This window comes from Pseudomonas jessenii (genome assembly GCF_002236115.1).
Classification (GTDB): domain Bacteria; phylum Pseudomonadota; class Gammaproteobacteria; order Pseudomonadales; family Pseudomonadaceae; genus Aquipseudomonas; species Aquipseudomonas jessenii.
The window spans coordinates 69,793-88,857 of sequence record NZ_NIWT01000001.1 but is presented as its reverse complement, the minus strand read 5'-3'; the positions used below and the strand labels follow the sequence as shown (position 1 = coordinate 88,857).

General features: G+C 52.4%; 16 protein-coding genes and 1 pseudogene. 7 read left to right on the top strand and 10 right to left on the bottom strand.

The window, feature by feature from the left end:
• Positions 1-12 precede the first annotated feature (12 nt).
• Both PSJE_RS00365 and PSJE_RS00360 read left to right on the top strand, forming a co-directional pair.
• Positions 13-570, top strand: coding sequence for a cytochrome b (locus PSJE_RS00365; protein ID WP_268876107.1), 558 nt, complete (start codon positions 13-15; stop codon positions 568-570).
• 19 nt (positions 571-589) lie between these two features.
• Entirely contained in the window at positions 590-802 is a 213-nt protein-coding gene (locus PSJE_RS00360) for an SDR family oxidoreductase (protein WP_425320317.1), read from the top strand.
• Positions 803-917: 115 nt separating this feature from the next.
• On the opposite strand, the pseudogene PSJE_RS00355 reads toward PSJE_RS00360, so the two are convergent.
• Positions 918-1,043 (bottom strand): annotated as a pseudogene (locus PSJE_RS00355) (DNA binding protein); the annotation flags it as partial.
• A gap of 191 nt (positions 1,044-1,234) precedes the next feature.
• Here PSJE_RS00355 and PSJE_RS31475 point away from each other — a divergent pair.
• Together PSJE_RS31475 and PSJE_RS00345 are read left to right on the top strand one after the other, a co-directional pair.
• Positions 1,235-1,552, top strand: a complete 318-nt coding sequence (locus PSJE_RS31475; RefSeq protein ID WP_090457912.1) for a DUF7693 family protein — start codon at positions 1,235-1,237, stop codon at positions 1,550-1,552.
• Positions 1,553-1,810: 258 nt separating this feature from the next.
• Positions 1,811-2,092, top strand: coding sequence for a hypothetical protein (locus PSJE_RS00345; protein WP_090457914.1), 282 nt, complete (start codon positions 1,811-1,813; stop codon positions 2,090-2,092).
• A gap of 315 nt (positions 2,093-2,407) precedes the next feature.
• Here PSJE_RS00345 and ydiJ read toward each other — a convergent pair whose 3' ends face one another.
• On the bottom strand, positions 2,408-5,467 hold the full coding sequence (ydiJ, locus tag PSJE_RS00340; protein WP_090455882.1) for a D-2-hydroxyglutarate dehydrogenase YdiJ: 3,060 nt from the start codon (positions 5,465-5,467) through the stop codon (positions 2,408-2,410).
• Positions 5,468-5,626: 159 nt separating this feature from the next.
• Between ydiJ and PSJE_RS00335 the strand changes: the two genes are divergently transcribed.
• Positions 5,627-6,526: a LysR substrate-binding domain-containing protein gene (locus tag PSJE_RS00335; RefSeq protein ID WP_090455884.1), complete on the top strand. Its 900-nt coding sequence runs from the start codon at positions 5,627-5,629 to the stop codon at positions 6,524-6,526.
• A 134-nt stretch (positions 6,527-6,660) separates the two neighbouring features.
• Here PSJE_RS00335 and yddG read toward each other — a convergent pair whose 3' ends face one another.
• The 7 genes from yddG to PSJE_RS00300 all read right to left on the bottom strand — a co-directional run bounded on the left by yddG (position 6,661) and on the right by PSJE_RS00300 (position 15,040).
• Positions 6,661-7,563 (bottom strand): aromatic amino acid DMT transporter YddG, encoded by a 903-nt coding sequence (yddG, locus tag PSJE_RS00330; RefSeq protein ID WP_280523316.1) that lies wholly within the window; start codon positions 7,561-7,563, stop codon positions 6,661-6,663.
• A 182-nt stretch (positions 7,564-7,745) separates the two neighbouring features.
• Positions 7,746-9,140 (bottom strand): 2-oxoadipate dioxygenase/decarboxylase HglS, encoded by a 1,395-nt coding sequence (hglS, locus tag PSJE_RS00325; protein WP_090455887.1) that lies wholly within the window; start codon positions 9,138-9,140, stop codon positions 7,746-7,748.
• Between the two features lie 135 nt (positions 9,141-9,275).
• Positions 9,276-9,641, bottom strand: coding sequence for an ethanolamine utilization protein EutQ (locus PSJE_RS00320; RefSeq protein ID WP_090455889.1), 366 nt, complete (start codon positions 9,639-9,641; stop codon positions 9,276-9,278).
• Complete coding sequence (locus PSJE_RS00315; RefSeq protein ID WP_090455890.1) at positions 9,638-10,969, bottom strand: NAD(P)/FAD-dependent oxidoreductase; 1,332 nt, start codon at positions 10,967-10,969, stop codon at positions 9,638-9,640. The genes PSJE_RS00320 and PSJE_RS00315 overlap by 4 nt, the downstream gene beginning before the upstream one ends.
• Before the next feature lie 10 nt (positions 10,970-10,979).
• Positions 10,980-12,398, bottom strand: a complete 1,419-nt coding sequence (locus PSJE_RS00310; RefSeq protein ID WP_090455891.1) for an FAD-dependent oxidoreductase — start codon at positions 12,396-12,398, stop codon at positions 10,980-10,982.
• 6 nt (positions 12,399-12,404) lie between these two features.
• Positions 12,405-13,844, bottom strand: a complete 1,440-nt coding sequence (locus tag PSJE_RS00305; protein WP_090455893.1) for an aldehyde dehydrogenase family protein — start codon at positions 13,842-13,844, stop codon at positions 12,405-12,407.
• Positions 13,845-13,861: 17 nt separating this feature from the next.
• Positions 13,862-15,040, bottom strand: a complete 1,179-nt coding sequence (locus PSJE_RS00300; protein ID WP_090457915.1) for an aromatic ring-hydroxylating oxygenase subunit alpha — start codon at positions 15,038-15,040, stop codon at positions 13,862-13,864.
• A 720-nt stretch (positions 15,041-15,760) separates the two neighbouring features.
• Here PSJE_RS00300 and PSJE_RS00295 point away from each other — a divergent pair.
• Complete coding sequence (locus PSJE_RS00295; protein WP_090455895.1) at positions 15,761-17,089, top strand: MFS transporter; 1,329 nt, start codon at positions 15,761-15,763, stop codon at positions 17,087-17,089.
• Positions 17,090-17,110: 21 nt separating this feature from the next.
• Complete coding sequence (locus PSJE_RS32095; protein WP_090455897.1) at positions 17,111-17,575, top strand: cupin domain-containing protein; 465 nt, start codon at positions 17,111-17,113, stop codon at positions 17,573-17,575.
• 36 nt (positions 17,576-17,611) lie between these two features.
• Here the strand turns inward: PSJE_RS32095 and PSJE_RS00285 are convergent, their stop codons facing one another.
• Positions 17,612-18,511 (bottom strand): LysR substrate-binding domain-containing protein, encoded by a 900-nt coding sequence (locus PSJE_RS00285; RefSeq protein WP_090455899.1) that lies wholly within the window; start codon positions 18,509-18,511, stop codon positions 17,612-17,614.
• Positions 18,512-19,065 lie beyond the last annotated feature (554 nt).

Genomic DNA, 19,065 nt, shown 5'->3' with positions numbered 1-19,065 from the left:
TGGGAGTTTCACGTGAGCTCAAAAACTTCTGCATATACAAGCACTGCGAAGCTACTGCATTGGCTCATGGCGAGTATCTGGATTGCTGTTTGGATCGTAGGGGCTCTTGCGGTGTACTTTCGCGACACCCTCAATCCAACGCATGGATTGACTTACTGGCACAAGGCGTTCGCTAGCGCCTTGTTGATTCTATTGGTACTCAGAGTGGCCTGGAGAGTTACTCATACTCCGCCGGCAATGCCAGCGCAAATGACGAGTAGGATGAAACAAGCAGCTCACCTTGGACATCTGGTTTTATATGCCCTGGCGCTTGCAGCACTGCCAATTTCAGGCTGGATCTGGAGCTCGGTCGCAGACAAACCCATCATGGTACTCGGCATGGTTCAACTGCCGCCGTTGCTGGCTGCCAATCCAGATGCGTATGACTTGGCCAAGTGGGTACATGTGGCTTGCGCCTGGACTTCCGTAGCGCTCGTATTAGGGCACATTGCCATGTCTCTAAAACATCATCTGGTAGACAAAGACAATGTCTTACTGAGCATGGCTCCCCGCTTCAAGTCGAAGTACTGACATCCGCTAACACTTCGGGATTTGCCTTTGCAACGCGCTATATGGGCCCTCCTGCCTTGGCAGGCTACGCGCTACGCTGGTCGCTGCTGGCCAAGAATCGACTCAAGGCAGTGAAGCATTTCTCGAAGAATGCCGCCTTGAAATTCCTGCGAAACGCTTCGGTTCTCCTGAAGAGCTTCGTGCACTTTGTGCCTTTTTATGTAGTAGCCATGCAGGCTATCTGACTGGGTAAAACCTGTTGATCGACGGCGGTGCTATTCGCTCGAACCATTAATGCTCGAACCTGACTAGAGGTAATAGTCGATAAAAAAGGGCCTTCACAGGGCCCTTTTGTACTCAAACCAAGATCACTTGGTCAGCCAGGACTCAACGGTCGCGGAGCCGTACTGCGCTTTCCACTCTTTCAGCGTCTTGTGATTGCCGCCTTTGGTTTCGACGAGTTCACCGGTGTGAGGATTTTTATAAACCTTCAACTGACGAGGCTTTGCAGGGTACCTATCACCGAGGGATAGACGATGCGAGCAATGTGGCTTCCATCGTAAAGGAAATGCTTGGCTAATTAATGAGCCGGGCCTTAAGGCACCTAAGGTGCGATCTCTCAGTTGACGTTTACTTCATACCGCAGCTTAGCTAAGGGCAAGCGATGACTCGAGCGCAGAATGATTTGAACACAACCTCCTCTCTCACCGCCCGAGAGGTCTGCCAGGTACTGACGGATGTCGTGCTCGGCAAACGCATCATGATGCGAAGCTCCACACAGTCCTGGAGCGAGATTTATCACGGCCTCATGTCCGTGGAGATTGATGGCTGGAGACTCACCCTCTTCAATGACTGTGACACCCTGGACTACTGCGAGTACTGCAGGTCGCCTGATGGCCGAGTCGGTACACTTGAACTCTGGCAGCGCGAAGGAACTGATCCTGTCGAACTACTTAGTGCCTGGGAGCGGGAACAGCTCGAACGACTGCTCGCTGGGCTCTGAGCCTCCATGCAAAACGGCAGGTGAATGTTTGGCCACTTCAGTCATCTCGAAAGCTGCATGCAAGACTGTAGGTATGACACCATTTTCATCACAGACGGTTGCCGCCAAGCCTTGGTAGGCTTATCAGAATTGTTAATCTGCAATCCGGGTAACTGTCGATCTGCGATGCAACCACAAATATAAACGGCCCTGCCCTCACCAACTGCTCAATGTACCAATCGAATGGCTAGTGCCTGGCTCCCGAATAGGAGTAACAAATTGCTGAACCGTCCCGACAAAGATGCGCTCCGTGCAATGCTGGAATCGCAAGTTCAAGAAAAGCTGCAGCACGATCCAGACGCGGTAACGACTTATGCAGCCCAGCCTGTACCTGACCGAAAACCGTACACCAGCAAACCCACGGTTCAGGACAAGGCTTTTCACAAAGAGCTCGAGCAGATGCGCGTAGATGCCGAAGCTGGAGTGATACATACGCCTAAGCGCGAACCGGAGAACGAAGACGCTCCGAGCCTTAAGCTTGATGATTACCCGGATCTGTAAAACGGGCTACGGAGAATCTACAGGCGGGAACGGCTTGCAGGCTCATCACAACGGACACTTTAGCGTTCGCAGTAGCAGTAGCCATGAGGGCTACCTAGCGGTTGAGCTCCTGCATGAAAGCCGAGCTGCACGGTCAGACATCGGGCAGTAGTCCAGGTCGAGCCGGGCCTCAAGGGCCCGAAATAACGACGGCCCTAGAACGTGCAACGCTCCCTCATCACACGCCCCCTTCTTCGCTCTATAGGCCTGAACAAAGGCTCCAAAATCATTAGGCCAGTTCAATAACCTTCCCATGCAACGGGGTAGATCCGCGACCTAATGATTACCCGGCGACACCCTGACGACTGCGAGCAAAGCCTGTAGCGGATGCAGGATCGTCGCCCCATCCTTGCGTTTAACTTGGCTTCGACATGAGTACCCGTCCGCCAACAAGCGACCTGAACGGTTGAATTTCTCCACCAGCGGCCCCCAAGACTGGCTGTAGATAACGTCTGAAGTCTTCGCGTTTTGTGTCTCATGTCCATAGGTGCCAGACATCCCGCAGCAACCACTCGCTTGAACCTGCAACTTCAACCCCATCCGCGCATAAATTTGCTGCCAAAGGCCGATGCTCCCAGGCTCATTAGTTTTCTCGGTACAGTGAGGAAGGAAGTAGTAGGTGTCTATCTCCCTGATCGCATTCGATGACGGGAGCGCATCCGCAAGCCACTCCTGCGGCAACAAGACGGTCGGGGTCTGATCGCTGCCAAGCGTCTTGGCGTACTCTTGTCGATACACCAAGGTCATAGCGGGATCCAAGCCAACCAACGGAACCTGGTATTGGTGAAACTTACTCAGCGATTTTGCGTTGAAATGCGCGGCTTTTTCAAATGCCTTTAGGAAACCCTGAACCTGCAGGGGTTTGCCGTTTGGAGAGAACGGTGCGATGTATACCTGGAACCCGAGCCTTGAGATCAGCTCAATCCAGTCGGCAAGCACATGGGTTTCGAAGTAACGCGTAAAGGTATCCTGTACGAGAATCACACTGCGCTTACGCTCCTCCACCCCCAATGCAGCAATACTCTCGGGCGTCGCCATCTGAACGTTCCAGCGACGGCATACGTCGTTAAAGTCCATCAAGCTTAGCAATGGGCTATCGACCATTCCGGCGACGTGCTCAAGAAGGACGCGAACTGGACGGGCGCCCATAATGAAATTGTATAAACGCGGTACGCGCGCAATGTAGGGAATGGTGTACTCAAGCGAGCCGATGAGGTAGTCCTTCAAGGGGCGCAGATACCGGCTGTGGTACAGTTCCAGGAATCGGGATCGGAACTCCGGCACATTGACTTTCACCGGGCACTGACCCGCACAGGACTTACAGGCGAGGCACCCCGTCATGGCCTCATAAACCTCATGGGAAAAGTCCTGTTGCCCCAGCTTTTGCGCGACTGTATTCGCTGTTCGTTTAGCAATACTGAATACGTTGGTAGTCGAGCGCAGCCGATCGCTGATGGCCAATACATCGATGTCTTGTTGGCCCTGTAATCTCAGCCACTCCCGGATGAGCGAGGCGCGCCCTTTAGGGGAATGGACTCGATTACGAGTGCCTTTCCAGGAAGGGCACATGGCGTCATCAGGATCGAAGTTGTAGCACGCTCCATTGCCGTTGCAGTGAAGGGCTGTGTCGTAGCTTTTCCACACCCGCTCATCAATTGTCCGATCAAGCTCGCCCCGCAATTTGACCTCGTCAACGCGCGTCAATCGAGCGTTAGGCACAGTCTTCGGCGTGGCGATTTTGCCGGGGTTGAGTTGGTTGTACGGATCGAAAGCAGCCTTGAGCGCCTGCAACGCCGGATAAAGTTCACCGAAGTAATCCGGCACATACTGGGATCTCAACCCCTTGCCATGCTCACCCCACAACAAGCCGCCATGCTTTTGCGTCAACGCGGCGACGGCATCCGATATCGGCTGAATTAGAGCAGCCTGAAGAGGGTTTTTCATGTCCAGGATCGGGCGCACATGGAGGACTCCCGCATCGACGTGCCCGAACATTCCGTACTCCAAGTCATAGCTGTCCAGAAGCGCTCGAAACTCCAGGATGAAGTCAGCCAATCTCTCAGGCGGAACGGCAGTGTCTTCGACAAAGGGTTGTGGCCGGGCCTCTCCTTTGACGTTGCCGAGCAGCCCAACTGCTCGCTTTCGCATCGCATAGACGCGTTTGAGGGCGTCAGCACCTATTGCAAGCGTGTGACCCAATCGCATGACGCTTGTGTCGCGCTGCAGATGCAAAACAAACTCATGAACACTCTGCTGAACTGCCTCTTCATCGTCGCCGCTAAACTCAACAAGATTGATTCCGAGTGTCGGTGCGTCTGGGTCTTCCGGAAAATATTCTGCGACGCCGTGCCAGACTATGTCCTTCATGGCAAGCATAAGCACTTTGGAATCGACTGTCTCGATAGACAAAGGCTTCAACAGCATTAACGCCTTGGCGTCCCTCAGAGCATCCATGAACCCTGCATAACGCACGTTCACCAGGATCGAATACTTGGGGATCGGTAACACGTTGAGCTTGGCTTCAACGATGAAGCCAAGGGAGCCTTCGGAGCCACACAAAACGCTGTTGAGATTGAATCGATCATTTGGCTCTTGCAGGTGAGCCAAGTCATAGCCAGTCAAGCAACGATTGAGTTTCGGAAACGTACTCTGGATCAGATCAGCATGATTAAGCGCGATGTCTGTGGCACATCGGTAGACCTCTCCTATCCGATCTGTGCGACCTGTTTCCGCCCACCAACAGTCGCGTTCCAAAACTGAACTGTTGAGCCGATCGCCACCCAGTAAAACGGTAGAAAGCTCCAAGACATGGTCACGGGTTTTGCCATACGTACAGCTTCCCTGACCACTCGCGTCGGTGTTAATCATTCCGCCGATGGTGGCGCGGTTTGATGTGGATAGTTCAGGCGCGAAAAATAATCCATGTGGTTTCAATGCAGCGTTGAGCTGATCCTTAACCACACCGCTCTGCACTCGAACCCAACGCTCCTCGACATTGATTTCAAGAATACTGTTCATATGGCGAGACAGATCGACAACAACCCCCTCTGTTAGTGATTGGCCGTTGGTACCGGTTCCACCTCCACGGGGTGTGAGCACAACAGATCTAAATTCGGTACGGGCCACCAGGCGCGCCAAGGTTTCGACATCCCGAGCATGCCGTGGAAACACCGCCGCTTGTGGTAAGCGCTGATAGATTGAGTTGTCGGTTGCCAACACCGTCCTATCGCCGTAGCTACGTGCGATTTCTCCCTGAAAGCCCTCTTCCAGAAGCCGACTTAAAAATCCTTCGTAGGATACGTTTTGGACATCAGGGGGAGATAGCCGAGCAATCATGGTGGAGTTCCTACGGGTAATGCAGCTAATCTAAACATTCTCGTTATGTATGCTCAGCACCAAGGTGTTAGCAAACCATAAGGGGTTTACCTTCGATTTTGTCGGGACACGATGTCTCGTACAAACGTAAAACCTGCAGAATTTGCATGAGCTTTATGAATGAATCCAAGAAGACTGACGCCCTCCATGTCCTTGCTGATTGCCTTCGAAGCAGCCGCTCGACATTGCAGCTTTACCAAAGCTGCAGACGAACTGGCATTGACTCAAAGCGCCGTCAGCCGGCAGGTGCAATCCCTGGAAGCCCAGCTTGGGATCGAACTCTTTCGCCGTGATGGACGAAAGATCGAGCTAACCGCAGCCGGTGCCCTGTACCAACATGAGCTTGCCGCTGCACTGGGTCGAATTCGAAGTGCAACGCTGCAGACAATTGCTTACAAGGCTGAGGGTGGCCCACTAAACCTCGCTGTACTTCCGACATTGGGATCAAAGTGGCTCCTCCCCAAAATGCATGAGTTTTATGCACTCCACCCTGGGAATCTGGTGCACATCCATTCAAGGATCATTCACGCCGACATCCAGTCCAGCGCAAGCGACATGCAGGCAATCATCTGCGCTGGCAAAGGAGACTGGCCAGGCTACATTTCGCATCTATTACTCAAAGAAAAACTGGTCGTTATAGCGAGCCCAACCGCGGTAGCGGAATTTCGCGCTATGTCACCAGCGGACGTCGCTGATCAAGTTTTGTTGAATGTCGTCTCTCGACCCAATGCGTGGTCTGATTGGTTTGACCGCTACAACCTTGGCCATAGAAGTATGCGTACCGGCCCAAGTTTCGAGCTCACTGCCCACCTCATTCAGGCCGTATCAGCGGGCATTGGTATCGGGCTGGTTCCCGACATTCTGGTGCAGGACGAACTCAAATCCGGAGCGCTGATAGCACTGTTCGACCCGATGGAAAGCGGTCGCAATTACTACCTTGCGTATGCCACACGCTATCAACATCTGCCAGCGCTTAAGACCTTCAGTGCTTGGCTGCTGTCCCTTCCGTTCCCGGATTAAAAATCCATGGAACAAACACCACAGCAATGCTTAGTGGTATTTCGAGCATTGCTGTGGCGAGGCTGGTCTCAGGAACCTAAACGCTGGCATTATTCAGGATGCGACCGTCATATGTAGCTCCAAACACCCGGCGCTCATACTGAATCACCTCGCCGTCGAGTAGCTTGCCAACAGATTAGCGATCCTGCTGTAACTAACACTGCCCCCTGCCAAAACTGAATGTTCAGCACAACCCCCAACCATACTGCAGCAAATGCCGACGTCAGCACGGGGGCGAGGTAGGAAGCGGTGGCCAACAAGGTGAGATTTCCGCGCAAGATGCCAATGTTCCAGAGCGCGTAGCCGCCGGCCATTGCGACAGCAGCGGCTACAAGCTCTAGGCCGCCACCCAAGCTGATTGCTGGAATCATCTCGCTGCTGAACAGATATTTCAGCCAAAGCACAATTGCGGTCAAGACGAAGAACAACCCCACCAGATTTTGCCCGTCCGCATACCGCCGAGTAACGTTGCAATACAAGGCAAACGTGATCCCGCAGCCGAGTGCAAGGCTGTAACTGAGCGGGTTTGACTGCACGTTTTCGATAATTCCCGGCAGTGACAAACCATCACCACTCACTACCCACAAAATGCCAAAGAGAGCGAGAGCAGTACCTGGGATGATGATCCACCGCGCCTTTTGGCCATTCATGATGATCGCTAGAACAACGGTGAGGCATGGCCATAGGTAGTTCACCACGCCAAGCTCGATTGCCTGATTACGGTTGCTAGCAAATCCCAGAGCAAGTGAAAGACACACCTCGGAAGCGACAAATAGCGCACTGCCCAAGAAGAGGTAGAGTTTTGATGTCGACCGAAGGCGAGGTTTCCCCAGCAGGAAGACAAGCAGAATTGCGCCCAACGTATAAATCATCGCGGCGCCACCCAGCGGGCCGATGAGTTCACTGACACTCCGAATCAAGCCGGCGGCGGTGCTCCACAAAATAATCGCCACTAATCCACACGCCGTGGCGGCAAGCTCTCCTTCAATTCGCATCATAGCGCTCTGTGACCTGTTTAATATGCATCGGGCCTTGAGGCTCACGCGAGTTGTCGCCTTGAGCATAAGTCCCGAACTTTCGAAAGAAGGGCTTGAGCGTGGCGAGATTCCACTGCTTCGGCGCAAAAAAAATGCGCACATACGAATATGTGCGCAAAATGTTAGTTGTTGCAGGAAAAGCGTTACACAATCCTGAGAGCTTTCAGAGATGAATCCAACGACCGAGCCTGGATATCTTGATACAACGAGAATTCATCACGAACCCCACTGCCCAGTGCGGCCTCAAACTCATTTCGGGATGACCCAGAGAGACCTGTATCTGAAGCTTCGTCACCCAAGTTGGATTGGAAAATTCCGGCAGCGCTGACCGGAAGGAAGTCCTCATATACCACAGGCCTATACTTGATCAGTCCCTCCGATATCAAGTCTTTCAGAGGCCATGCTGTCAGATCAGAATCCTGGAAATTCGCAACCTTATCGAGCTCCGGGTAATACCTAACGAACACCAATTCATTATCGTGCAGCGATTTGATATCGTCCGGAAAATCCAGAAACACACGCTGGAGAATCTCAGCGTATTGGTGTGCGTTGGCTTCGGATGGAGGCACTCCCAATTCGGCTTTGGCAGCAAGCAAGAGCCTGTCGTAGAGTTCACGGCCCTTAATGGTAAGTGCTGCGCCTCGCTGCTCAATCTCGCCAAACCGAGCCGAGTGACTGCCGTTTACTTTTCCACCGTCCCCCGGGAAAGCGATGTGCTCATTGAGAGCTTTGAAGCTGGTTTGCCGAAGGAGAATATCGATCTTGCGCTTCGGAGGCCCTTCAATCACAGCTTTAGGGACGATGCCCTTGGACGGCATGCTGGCCTGAACCGCATCAATATCGAGAGTTCGAGGTGTCAGATGGTTGATATGCGGGCCCTTGAATGCGACCACATCAGCAATGAGGCGATGTTGTTGCTGAAGTTTGTTGAAGGTTTCTAGGCTGACAGTGGCCGAACTATGCCATCTGAAGGTCTCAAGTGCTTCTGCGACGAATTCCTCTGCCTGTTCGACAGTGAGTCCACCATTGGACTCATGGAGTTGGATCAGCTCGATTGCTTTGGGAGTGAAAATATTCCTGGCTTGAAGTGCGGCTTGGGCGACGTCTCTGAGGTCTGCATCATCGATGAGCTCTAACCGTAGGAGCGATGTGAAAACCCGGAACGGACTTTTGTTGAGCGACTTTTCTTCAACAGCCCTAAACGCGGTGGCATGTACCGGGACGCCAGCGGGAGCGAGATCGTAGTAGCCGACAGGCTCCATTCCCATGACTGCAAACAGACGACGCAATGTAGCCAGTTCACCCGGTGTGCCTACACGAATGGCACCATGACGTTCCATGGACAGGCGATCCAGTTCCCCGCCCAGGCTGAGGTTCTGCTCGAGCTGCGGATCTCGTTCCATGCTGCTTTTGTTGATGTAGGCCACCAAATCCAGAAGCGTCCCATATTGAGGGACTTCGCTCTTATACATCTCAGACATTGCAGCCGAAAAAAGTGTCCGAATTTCATCTTTGTTTTTGAATGCGCTAGTGGACATAAGCACTCCTGGCCAGGCGACTGAAGATTACAGTCGAGGCACATTTAATCGGTAAATTCATGGCGTTCCATACCCGCATCAGCTCGGAGTAAATGTCCAGGCTATGGATGGGCGCCATTGATGGTGTGCGGTTAGTTAAAGCGAATTTCGTCGTTTCCAATCACCCGGATAAACAACGTAACCAAAGGTTGCATGGCCAGAGTATTCAAGAACGGTATTTTCAGGGATCCAAAGAAGCTGGCCCGGATGTACTTCGTAGGCCTGACCGTTTGCTTTCAATGTGAAACACCCTTCGAAGACAAAAATCACCTCGTCATAAAGAACAGTCCAGGAAACCTCGGCACCTTCCCACTTGCCAAATCCCACACCCAGGTTCGGAGAGATATCGTCAGAGAGCGCTCGGACGACACTTGCACTGCCGGGTGGGCCACCACGATGGATGAATTCAAGATCCCTGTGGTCAACGACATAGACAGGGGTTCTGCCTGTTGTGGACGTCATAGCTCGCTCCGGCTGTTCCATGCTGCCCAACGGATTCGCGTGCGGACACCCATACCCAGAAACGGCTCGGGAGGGTTCAGAGAGGGCATGCCGCTCACATGACGAATATCGTTCAAGAGCGAGGATTCCGATCCGACCACGCTATCGGCCAGTAACGTGCCGCCGATGGTACCCCAGGCAGCACCAACACCGTTGTCACATGCGGACGCATACACTCCTTCATCCAGCTTCCCGAAAAAGTTGGTGAAGTTCCGGGAGATGGCGTACGACCCACCCCAAGTGTGAGTGAATGGAACGTTCGCCAGATGAGGGTAGCGAAGCAGCATGGAAACTCGGTGTTTGTCGCGCACCTTGTCTCTCAGATCACCGTTCACGCTCTGCCCGTACTTAGGAACGTGCTGATACGAGTTGCGAATGATCAGGCGACGATCCTTGGTCATGCGTACTGTGGTGCCGGCATGATCTGCCGGAGTGAGCCCCCAATCTTCGGTAATGCCTGTGGCGTCCATTTCCGCCTGTGTGAGAGGGCGAGTCCAGCTCGCGAAAGTCATCACAGGCAGGAGGCGGTTTTTGAGGTAACCAAACTCTTGAGTGAAGATGCTTGTCGTCAGGAGCAGATTTTTCGTCTGTACTGATGCGCCCGCCAGCTCGATAACCCAGTTTCCGTTGCTGCCTTTACGCAGACCGCTGACAGGGGAGTTTTCGAACAGTTGAACGTTACTTGGCAGTGAGTCGCCCAATCCGCGCACGAGTGCAGCTGGTTGCATGAGGTAGCAGCCGGGAGTGAAGACAGCCTGGGTGTAATGCGAGGTACCTAGAACTTTTTGCAGACGATCTCGCTCCACCATCTCGAAAGGCTCACCCAGATTTCGCATGAGCGAGACAAAATTTTCGAGGTACGCGACCCCACGCTCTCCCACAGCGCCCTGGTATTTACCGGCGTGAGACCATTGGCAGTCAATGTCGTGAGTTTTGATCAGGCCTTCCAGCTTGGAAATCGCGGAGCGATTAAGCCGCAACAGAGCCTGTTTGAAATTCGGATCCGGATGTTCCAGCGCCATCTTGTGCGGAAGGTCTATGACGAAGCCGGAGTTACGGCCTGATGCCCCATATCCAACCCGCTGAGCGTCCACCAGGAAAATCGTTGCCTCTGGCTTCAACTCTGCCAGTCGTCGCGCAGCAGCAAGACCGGCAAAACCGGCGCCGATCACGACATATTCGGCGCGCTGCTCACCTTTCAAGACTTTGGCAGGAGTAGGCTCCGGAAGAATGTCATACCAACCACAGTCGTGGTCATCGTTGGGTAAATTAATAGCTCGATTATTCATTTTATTATGCTCACCCGATAGGCAATGATTGGCATTTTGCGAGCAAGTCTGTCCTGCTCTTCTGGGCTTGACGTCCAAGCAACACAAACCCGGTAACTCGGCCCGTCTGATCCTTATGGCTGGCCACTAGGCCGTCATGAAGGGAGTCGACATACCAGTCACCCGTGCTGCCGGCAGGTGGCGGAAGAAGAGATAGTGGAGCAGACGGTGTCTTAACGGTAATAGGCATGAGTGGGTAGTTGACGGCTGTCGGCTCACCCAGGAGTGTGCGCGCAAGAGCTTTTATGCCCTCGTTAATTGGCGCGAGGTATGGAAGCAGTTGCCCATTGATTTCAATGCAGTCACCGATGGCGTAGATGTCTTTTTCCGAGGTCTGGAGTTGAGCATCCACCTTGACGCCACGACCACACTCAATGCCGCTTTCACGTACGAATTCGACATTCGGAAGTAAACCGACAGCGGACAGCACGAAGTCAGCGATCAAAGATTCGCCATTCGCAAGCTGAATGTTGAAGTCGTTCTCTCGCTTCTGGATGCTAGAGATGGTTGTCTTTAGGCTCCACTTCACCCCGAGCTCCGACAGCTTTTCCTGCAGATGAACTCCGGCTGGTTCTGGGAGAAGCCGGCCCATAGGCCACGCACCCAATCCAATGACATGTACCTGATATCCAACAGATGCCAAGTCGTTTGCAAACTCGCAACCTATCAAGCCTTCTCCGAGGATGGCGATGTTCCTGGCGCTTGGAAGCTTTTTCCTGAACAACTCATAATCAGTCAGAGTGTTCACGCTGAGCATCGCATCAAGGCTACCGTCCAGCGGAATGCGAATGGGGCTGGCACCACTCGCAATCACGAGTTTGCCAAAACCAATCTCACCGAAGTTGGTGTGGATACGCTTTTGTTTCGAATCGATTCGCTCAACAAGACAATGAGGGTAGACCCTGATCGACAGGCGCGACTCAATTTGGAAAGGCGCCTCGTCAATCAACCGTGCTGCGCCTTTATCCTGTGCCAAAGCGATGGATAAGGCCGGTTTGTAATACCTATGGCCGGGCTCACTGGTCAGGACACAGATTTCTACATTCGGATCAGCTTTCCGGATAGCTTGAGCAAGTCCATAGCCGGCGTGACCGCTACCAATAATCACGATAGATTCTGCAACCGAAGTCGAAACAACAGGTATAGGAGTTTGAGCAACGACTGCTTGAATTGGTGCAGGAGCGATGGCCGCAATGGGTGGCACAATCGCAGCAAGTTCCGAGTCGGAGATTTCAAGCATCTCAAAATCGGCCTTACCAACTTTGCACTCTGGACATATCCAATCATCAGGAATGTCTTCCCAGCGCGTGCCTGGAGCGATCCCGTCATCAGGCCAGCCCAGCGCCTCATCATAGATCCAGCCGCAGATAATACAGAGCCACTTTTTCATAGCGTCTTACTCACCTGCGACCTTGATGGCCACGTTCTTGGTTCGAACATAGCTATACAGCGCTTCCTGGCCTCGTTCACGTCCATACCCGGACAGTCCCACGCCACCGAAAGGCACCTCGATACCGCCGGCATACCACTCGTTGACAAACACCTGGCCTGAACGCAGAAGACGCGCACACCGCATCGCCTTGTTCAAATCCTGAGTGAAGACTCCCGCCACCAAACCGAAGGCAGTGCTGTTCGCGATGGTGATGGCTTCAGACTCGTCGTCGAAGGGGATGATGACTAAAACGGGCCCAAAGACTTCTTCCTGGGCAATGTTCATCTCAGGGGAAACATCTTTGAAAATAGTAGGCAGCAGGAAATTGCCCTGGCTGTCGCTTAAGGCTTCGCCACCCGTCACCAGTACTGCCCCTTCCTGCTGAGCGCGCTGGCACATTTGTTGAATCTGATCCAACTGCCTCGCGGTGATCACCGGAGTGAGATCGTTACCGTCTGCGCCGTTCCCAACAGACAGCCCCAGCGCCAGATCTTTAACGCGAGAGACGACGGTCTCGTAGATCGAGCGATGAACAACCAGTCGTGACATCGCCGAGCACACTTGGCCCGCGTTGAAGAAGATCCCCATGCGTACACTGGCCATAAGTTGGTCAAGGTCGGCGTCCGGGAAAACGAGGGCGGCGGACTTCCCACCGAGCTCCATCACGCAGGGAGTCGCATTCTCTGCAGCAAGTTTCAGGATGGTCTGTCCGGTAGGAACAGAGCCGGTGAAAACAATCTGATCCACTTCTCGCCGAGCAGCGAGGTAAGACCCGATTTCGCGACCGCTGCCACAAAGCAAGTTCACCGCGCCGTCAGGAAGACCTGCACGCTCAATGGCCTCGAAGAGTACGCAGATTCCCAGCGGCGAGAGTTCTGGTGATTTCACAACGACCGCGTTACCCGCAGCCAGTGCCGGCGCGAGAGCTCTGGCACATATAGAGACCGGGAAGTTCCATGGGACAATTTGCAGTGACACGCCCATTGGATCGTACACGGTGAAGTCCATGTATCCGTTACCCAGCGGAATGGATACGCCTTCGATCTTGTCCGCCATACCACCGTAATACTCAAAATATCTGGCGGCCTCAAGAAATTCGTCTAGGGCTTCGGGAACGGTTTTGCCGTTCTCAGCGCACAGGATATGCGCTCCTTCGTCAGCAAGTGTGCGAATTTCCTGGGCAATCCGGGTCATCCACTTGACCCGTTCGGCGGGTCGTACGGACGACAGGAGTCTGGAGTCGGCGCAGCGACGCGCTGCCGCCAGAGCTGCTGCTGCATCGGTAATTGAAGCTTTTGCGATTGTCCCGATGCTTTGATTCGTAGCGGGATTCAACAACTCGAAGCTGGCATCGCTGTCGCACCAATTGCCATCAATAAAATTCAGCCAGTGTCTTTTTTTCATGATCGCTAACTCCCGCCTCAGGCCTGTTCTGTCTGGAGGAGCTTTTCAGCAGCCCAGCGGTGGAAGTAGTGTGTCGGCAAGTCCATTTCAGGTGAGAACACACCACCTTTGTAGCCTGGTGAACTACGGCCTTTCTGCATGCCTTCTACTGAGGCGATGTCCTCAGCAAACACGACTTTCCAGGATTCCATGATGGCGTTGCGCGATGCTTCATACTTTTCACCTAGCGCCTCGTCGCCGATGTAGTACACGCGCAGGTGTTCGATGGTGCGACTTGGGGAAATGGGTTGAAGCATCATTGCGAAGACATGGTCAGCTTGGATGCCGATCAGCGTGTTCGGGAAAAACGCAACGTACTCAGCGTTTTTCATCCGGTCAGTTGGCCAACTCGGGAAAATTGGCAGGGTTGTGCCCGCCACGGTTGACAGGTTGTAGGCGTAGCTACCCTGGCCTGCGAACTGGTCGAAGAGGATGTTGTAATGGTCTTCCAGCCGAGAATAGGTGTTCAGGCTTGGGTGAACCCACGGCAGGTGATATGCCTCGCAGAAGTTCTCAACCGCCAGTTTCCAATTGCACTCGACTTCAAGGGCCATCGACCCTCCATCGGCCTCCTTCCTGATCAGCGAAAGGCCATCAGTCCCGAGAAACTGAGTCCAGCGCTCTTTCAGCGGAACCAGGACTTCTTCGAGTGGAGTCGCGTCTCCGGACAGATTCACCAGAACCATATCCATGAAAACAGCGCTACGCAAAGGCTTCAGACCATGCTTCTCGCAGTTGAATCGATCATCCTTGTGAACATCGATGCCACCAACGTGCGGCGTGCCTCTAAGGGCACCATTGAGGTCATAAGTCCAGGAGTGGTAAGGGCAACGAATAACACCTTGGATAGCGCCGGCTTCCTGCACTAGCTTCACCCCACGATGGCTACAGACGTTGTGGAATACTTTGAGCTCTCCCTCTCTGTTGCGCATCATCAGCAACGGAAGCCCCATGAAATCAACGGGCTTCACATAGGATTTCTGTGGCAGGTCAGTCGCGAAACCGATGCAAGTCCAACCCTTGCCCATCAACTCGTCGCGATCCAGCTCAAAGAACCTTTGCTCTGTATAGAACTCGTTGGTCAAACCATGAGCGTGCTCAATTGGGTTCAGCACATTTGTAAGATTTTGGACAGGAATCAGGTTTTTGGTTGTCATTGTTATTTTCTCCAACGCCTTGGTGGTCGATGGCGACATTTAAAAATCACTCCTCATCTCAGACAAACGAATTATTCTCCACCACTTATTACCATCTGGAATAAATGTGAGTCAGATGAAAATCCAACAGGGAACTTCATTTATTCCTGTGGATCACAATTGCATGAGTATTACTACGTTGCCTCTGCGCTTCACAACTAGCATCCTCAACTCGCTCTATCTCTCCAACAACACTTAAAAAACAAACGGAGAATTGCGAATGTTTTCGAAATTCCGTCGCTACTCTGCTGTCCCGATACTCGCGGCTCCGACAAACATCGCCACACCACTCGTGGGGTCTAGCTTTGTCGACAAATCTGCTTCAGGGCTCGAAGGAGCCCCGCCGTCATGTACGACCACAATCGACTTACTTATGGCGCAGCAAAGACGAACCCGCCTTGCACTTTCGTACAGCGGTAGTCATGCGCCTTATGAACTTCCTGATCGCGATTTTTTAGCAGGCAGGCCCGCCCCATGAACTTTCTTACACCCACTCTTTCGTAAGTGTTTAAAGTCCGTGGAATCGCTCTCGCACGCGTACGCATGAAATATAAGGGAATATTCGCGAAAGCATTCGGATAGTTGCTTACAACACTAATCCTTGGACTGATTACGGTCGCATTACGAGACTTTTAAACTCTAGTGACCAACAATAAAAATTCAGCCGTACTAGGAGATAACATGACGAATCAATTACGCAATATCGAAGACCTACCCTGGAGCCGATTTCACCGGTTGCTTACCTGGCGATCTGCTGGTGGCTCTTTCGTGGATGGATACGTTCTCAGCCTCATCGGTATTGCCCTGATGCCCGCATCAGCCGCGCTAGGTTTTGATAGTTTCTGGGAAGGAATGATCGCGGCCTCTGCGCTCATTGGTATTTTCGTAGGTGGCCTGTTCGGCGGCTGGCTCACCAATCGGTATGGCCGACGTGCGATCTACTATGTCGGGCCTGTGTTGTTCACGGTCGGTTCGCTGGCCCAGTACTGGGTACAAGACGCACAAACGCTTTTCCTCTTGAGACTCATCATCGGGATAGCAGTGGGTATCGAATACCCTGTCTCAACCTCGATGCTCGTCGAGTTCCTTCCCAAAAAAGAACGAGGCCCAAAGTTGGGATGGTTCGTTATCGTCTGGTTTATCGGCGCGGCGGTGGCGTATGTTGTTGGTGAGCTGATCCTGCGAACAGGGGGCCAGGATGCATGGCGCCTGGTGCTTGCCAGTACGACCGTCTTCAGCATAGCGCTTCTTTTGCTACGCATTGGTACCCCTGAATCTGCACGGTGGCTCATAAGCAAAGGCCGACATTACGAAGCCGAGCAGGTAATCAAAAAGGTGTACGGCAATGAGTTTTCATTGAAAAACCTGCCTGAAGAACCTCAGTCGCTCAAGGTTTCCTTTTGGAGCTTGGTTCGTGCTGGCTACGGTCGTCGCATGCTATTCGTGTCGATCTTCTGGACGTGCTCAATTGTTCCCATCTTCGCAGTCTATGCATTCGCTCCGAAGGTGCTCCAAGCACTCAACATCAAAGACGATTGGGCATCGATAGGCTCTGTGACAATCACGGCACTTTTTGTCGTCGGTTGCATGGTCGCTACCCGCGTAATCAACAGCCTTGGTCGCCGTAATTTGCTGATCGGCAGTTTCCTGTTCTCCGGACTTGCGTTGTTTGGACTAGGGATTTTTCACGAAGGTTCGCCGATGGTGATTCTGGGCCTGTTTGGCGCTTATGCCGTGTTTATTGGCGGCGCCCAAGTTCTCACGATGGTTTATCCCAATGAACTGTTCCCGACCGAAATCAGGGCTCAAGCTATGGGCTTGGGGACATCCATATCACGCATCGGTGCAGCAGCAGGTACGTATGCTGTGCCGGTGGCCCTTGCTGAGTACGGTATCGCGGACACCATGTACGCAGCAGCTGCTATAACCATAGTGGGCTTGGTCGCCAGCTGGATTATGGCACCAGAAACGCGGTCTCTGAGCCTGCAGCAAGCTGGCGCGCTGGACTGACCTGCTCCTGAGGGCGGTGATATGTCACTCACCGCCCTCATATCGAAAACCTGGCTACACGCTCCACCGTCAGGGGGAATCATCAGCCATCGGGGCTTGCGCATATTTTCCGGCCAGCTAGAAGAGCGACTCAAATTCATGATGCCAACTGCGAGCTCAGACAAATTCAAGCTAAATGAAGTCGTATGGGCTGACTTAGTCATTAATGGTAAATTACTATCTGGCATTACTTACTTCATGTTGGAAAGTAACGATACCTGGTGTAGTTACTGGATGAAAATGGGCACTAATTGCCAATCAGTTTTACATCGTCATACTGACGTAGAGCTGATAATGATCCTGCAAGGGCAGGTCAAGGATTCTACGGGAAGTATTTATGAGAAGGGTGATTGTGTAATCTACAAAAAAGACTCCGAACACCAGCTTTATTCGAAGCATGGTTGTATCATGCTCGTCATAGAATCTAGGCCGCCAATTATCTATTAAGTTAATCAAGAGGCGCCTAGATGGCGCCTTTAGAATTTACATGTGCGGGATTTTGTCGATCAACCAATTGCGAAATTTATCAACGCCTTTCTGGTTGCGGGTGTAGCTTTCGGACTCGATGAGCCAGAATTTTGAACCAGTTTTCAGCACGCGTTCCATTGGCTTTATCAGCATTCCATTCCGCAGATAATCATCGACGAGATATGACCATCCAAGTGCAACACCCTGCCCGTCCAGACAGGATTGCAGCAGCATGGAGTAGCTATTGATTTTTAGTTTGCGCTTCGGCACTGGGGCAGGTATTCCCAACCCATCAAACCACTCTGGCCAACCGAGCCAATCCTTTTGCATCTCTTCAAGATAAAGCCAGGTGCATTCAGATAAGCTTTCAGGGGTAGTAAGGTTAGGGTTTTTGCGTAGATATTCAGGACTGCATACAGGAAAAATCTCTTCGTCAAACAATGCTGTGGCCTTGCAACCACGCGGTGGGTCACGCAGATAGTTCAAAACAATATCGTATTGAGCCGTCTCTCTTAAATTATCTGAGGCAACGATTCTGAGCTCGACGTCTTCATTTAAGGCCTGAAACGTGGAGACCTTCGGCATGAGCCATAGAGATGCCATCGCCGTGGTGGCTGCGACCGTAAGCTCTTGGCTCCCATGCACCCCGCGAATTTTTTCTGTGCCTTCCGCCAAAATTAAAAGTGACTTCCTAACTACGTCGTAGTACTCCAAACCAGCTAGGGTCAACTCCATTTTTTTTGTACTTCTATGTAAGAGTTCTTTGCCAAGATACTCTTCCAGCAACTTAATCTGTTTGCTCACGGCCCCCTGAGTAACATTCAACTCAATTGACGCTTGGGTAAAGCTGAGGTTGCGCGCAGCAGACTCAAACGCGATAAGGCTATTCAACGGAGGTAACGGAAAGCTTCTCATTTTAACCTCTTGGAGGTTTATTCTTCTGTTACTCCATTCTACCCAATCGCCTGGCCGCGCTCCAGAACTTTCAAATTTTGGCCATGTAAATCGTCGTTTTGCCATACTCCTTGGGCGAACAAGATCAAAACCCGGCGATTGATTACCACTTAGATGAGGCAGCGAAAAAATGTTTTTCTTCGTCCGCAGCTATAGACTCTCACTCGCAATGAACACCAAAAAAGTTACCGAAATCATTGAATCATGCTTTAGCAGTAATCATGTCGACGCCATAATATTTAATAACTTCCCGTCATCGTGATAGCTGTAGCGCTCACCAATGTAACCATGCAAACAAGATTCAGAGTGATTGAGACCACCACACTGGAGGATGGTAGCAAGCGATACAGGGTCGTCGATCCTTTAGAGGGAGGCTCAGTTAGCAAGCATAGTGTCTTCAAGGTTAGGACGGAGGCAGACGCGGTTTGCTCGATATTGAACGTTGAACAACCGAAGCCGGTGGGAGCACGTGACACAGTACCGCATATGGGGCTCCAACGCACGGAGGACAGTGC